This window comes from Pseudomonas sp. Sample_22, assembly GCF_004307635.1.
In the GTDB taxonomy this organism is placed as follows: Bacteria; Pseudomonadota; Gammaproteobacteria; order Pseudomonadales; family Pseudomonadaceae; genus Aquipseudomonas.
On record NZ_RCNY01000029.1, the window covers coordinates 1 to 2766 of the forward strand.

Below are 2766 nucleotides of genomic sequence, written 5' to 3' on the forward strand. Positions count from 1 at the left end.
TCAAGATTAAATTCCGAAACCCCAATTGCGAAAGCAGTTGGGGTTTTGTTTTGTCCGCAGGAAAATCCGTCTCCCTTGATTTCTATGCATTTGCTCGGGGCGTGGCTATCATGCGGGCCTCATTGTGAGGCGAGACTTGCATGCTGACGTTGTTAAAGCTTCTTAAAGATGGCCGATTCCATTCAGGTCAAGCGCTGGGTGCTGCCTTGGGTGTTAGTCGCAGTGCTGTGTGGAAGCAGCTTCAGCACTTGGAAGCTGAGCTGGGTTTGTCCATTCATAAAGTTCGAGGGCGGGGTTATCAATTGGCAGCGCCATTGACGCTGCTTGATCCTGCTGAGATAGCGAGACTTGCCCCATCTTGCGAGTGGCCTGTTCTGGTCTTCGATTCAATTGATTCCACAAATGCCGAGGCTCTGAGAGCGATAGAACGTCTCCAGGTCGCGCCCTTTCTGGTGCTTGCCGAGCGTCAAACGGCGGGGCGCGGGCGGCGGGGACGTAGATGGGTCAGTCCATTTGCGGAGAATGTTTACTTTAGCCTGGTGCTGCGCATCGAAGGCGGGATGCGTCAGCTGGAGGGGTTGAGTCTTGTCGTTGGGCTTGCTGTCATGCAGGCGTTGCGTGAGCTTGGTGTTTCCGAGGCGGGTTTGAAGTGGCCGAACGATGTTCTGGTAGGTCAAAAGAAGATTGCCGGTATCCTGCTTGAGTTGGTTGGCGATCCAGCTGATGTCTGTCATGTGGTGCTGGGTGTTGGGATTAATGTAAACATGCAAATGACCGATGAGGTTGATCAGCAATGGACGTCCATGCGACTGGAGTCCGGCAAGATGTTTGATCGAAATCAGTTGGTGGCAACACTAGGTGAGATGCTGCAGAGGTACCTTGCTCGCCATCAGGCCACAGGCTTTTCTTCCATCCAGGCTGAGTGGGAGCAAAATCACTTGTGGCAGGGGCGCGCTGTGTCATTGATTGCGGGCGTAAATCAAATAGATGGCGAGGTGCTGGGGATCGATAATCAGGGGGCTCTGCGCTTGAAGGTAGGTGGTGTGGAAAAAGTCTTTAGTGGCGGTGAGCTGAGCCTGAGGTTGCGCAATGATTCTTGAGCTCGACTGCGGAAACAGTTTTATCAAGTGGCGTGTGCTCGAATCGAATGCCCAGGTGGTGGTGGGTGGCGGGGTTGTTGATTCGGATCTTGCTTTGCTCGCGGACTTGAATCTACTCGAGGGATTGGCTCTCAAGCACTGTCGGCTGGTCAGCGTGAGGACTCAAGAGGAGACTGGGCTGTTGGTCTCTCTCTTGAAGCAATTCTTCGGCGTATCGGTCGTTTGTGCTTCGCCTGCCCGGGAAATGTCCGGCGTTCGAAACGGTTATGAAGAGTTCGAGAAGCTGGGTCTCGACCGCTGGCTCGCCCTGCTTGGAGGGTTCCATTTGGCGGCTGGGGCGTGCCTTGTGTTGGATTTCGGTACTGCGGTCACAGCCGATTTCGTTGCGGCGGATGGGGGGCATCTCGGTGGGTTCATATGCCCCGGTATGCCATTGATGCGAAATCAACTTCGCACGCATACTCGCAAAATTCGTTACGGTGATCTTGCGGCTGAACGTGCATTGGAAAGTCTCGAGCCAGGGCGTACAACGGTTGAGGCTGTCGAGCGCGGTTGCCTGTTGATGCTGCGGGGGTTCGTGTTGACGCAGCTCGGACTGGCGCGGGAGCGTTGGGGTGACGATTATGCGGTTTTCCTAACGGGTGGTGATGCGGCTCTGGTCTCCGAAGTGGTGCCTGAAGCCAGGGTGGTTCCGGATCTGGTGTTTGTCGGTTTGGCGATGGCGTGCCCTTTAGCCTGAGGTACTTATGCGTTGGTTGTTTTTGCTGCTGCTTGTTCTCAATGTGTTTTATTACATTTGGCATCAACAAGAGGCTCCGCTGCGCGCGAAGGACGTAACGCCTTTGAGTTTGTATCGAGGGTCGCAGCACGATATCCGGCTGTTGAGCGAGACCGAAGTCGCGTCTAAAGATAAAGAGAAAGAGAAAGAGAAAGCGGTCCAGGTGGACTCAAACTGTCTTTATGTAGGTGGTTTTGCGCGCCAGGATGTTGCTCAGGGGCTTGAACGAAGACTGACAGGTATGGAGGTCAGGTTTCAGGCCTTGCCTCGAGGTAGCGCTGAATCAGCGGGATATTGGTTGCGCGTGGCCCCGGAGAGCCGGCGCTGGCTGGATGATCTGCAGCTGATAAACCTTTCTAAAGAATTCAATGAGTTAAAACATAAAATAATGCCTTGCGAGGGGGTTGCACCCTTCGAATAGTTTGCATAGAATGGCGCCCGCTCCACAGCGAACACCGGAAACGGTCAACGGCGTGGAGCGAGGTCAACGCAGCTAACCTCAGGTTTTTAATGAGAAAAATGCTTGACAGAAGGCTGGCATGATGTAGAATGCCGGCTCGCTTAGGAGGGGTTCCCGAGCGGCCAAAGGGATCAGACTGTAAATCTGACGTCTACGACTTCGAAGGTTCGAATCCTTCCCCCTCCACCATTTTAGCGAGAGCTGTAAGCCTCGCGGGTATAGTTTAGTGGTAGAACCTCAGCCTTCCAAGCTGATGATGCGGGTTCGATTCCCGCTACCCGCTCCAAGTTTACAGGTTTTGCACAGTGTTTCGCTCTTGTAGCTCAGTTGGTAGAGCACACCCTTGGTAAGGGTGAGGTCAGCGGTTCAAATCCGCTCAAGAGCTCCATATAACAAGGCAGATATGAAAATATCTGCCTTTGTTTTAA

3 protein-coding genes and 3 tRNA genes are annotated in these 2766 nt (G+C 53.6%); all 6 read left to right on the forward strand.

The window, feature by feature from the left end; all coding sequences use genetic code 11:
- The first annotated feature begins 140 nt into the window (after nucleotides 1-140).
- The 6 genes from birA (at nucleotide 141) to D8U73_RS06935 (ending at nucleotide 2726) form a co-directional block, all read left to right on the forward strand.
- Nucleotides 141-1100 carry a bifunctional biotin--[acetyl-CoA-carboxylase] ligase/biotin operon repressor BirA gene (birA, locus tag D8U73_RS06910; RefSeq protein ID WP_130904044.1) on the forward strand — a complete coding sequence of 320 codons (960 nt, stop codon included), beginning with the start codon at nucleotides 141-143 and terminating at the stop codon, nucleotides 1098-1100.
- Nucleotides 1090-1839, forward strand: coding sequence for a pantothenate kinase (locus D8U73_RS06915; protein ID WP_130904045.1), 750 nt, complete (start codon nucleotides 1090-1092; stop codon nucleotides 1837-1839). Before birA ends, D8U73_RS06915 begins: the two co-directional genes overlap by 11 nt.
- A 7-nt stretch (nucleotides 1840-1846) precedes the next feature.
- A complete protein-coding gene (locus D8U73_RS06920) occupies nucleotides 1847-2299 on the forward strand; it encodes a hypothetical protein (protein WP_056855888.1) in 453 nt (150 codons plus the stop codon).
- Between the two features lie 143 nt (nucleotides 2300-2442).
- Nucleotides 2443-2527 (forward strand) — tRNA-Tyr (locus D8U73_RS06925).
- Between the two features lie 23 nt (nucleotides 2528-2550).
- Nucleotides 2551-2624 (forward strand) — tRNA-Gly (locus tag D8U73_RS06930).
- Between the two features lie 26 nt (nucleotides 2625-2650).
- Nucleotides 2651-2726 (forward strand) — tRNA-Thr (locus D8U73_RS06935).
- Nucleotides 2727-2766 lie beyond the last annotated feature (40 nt).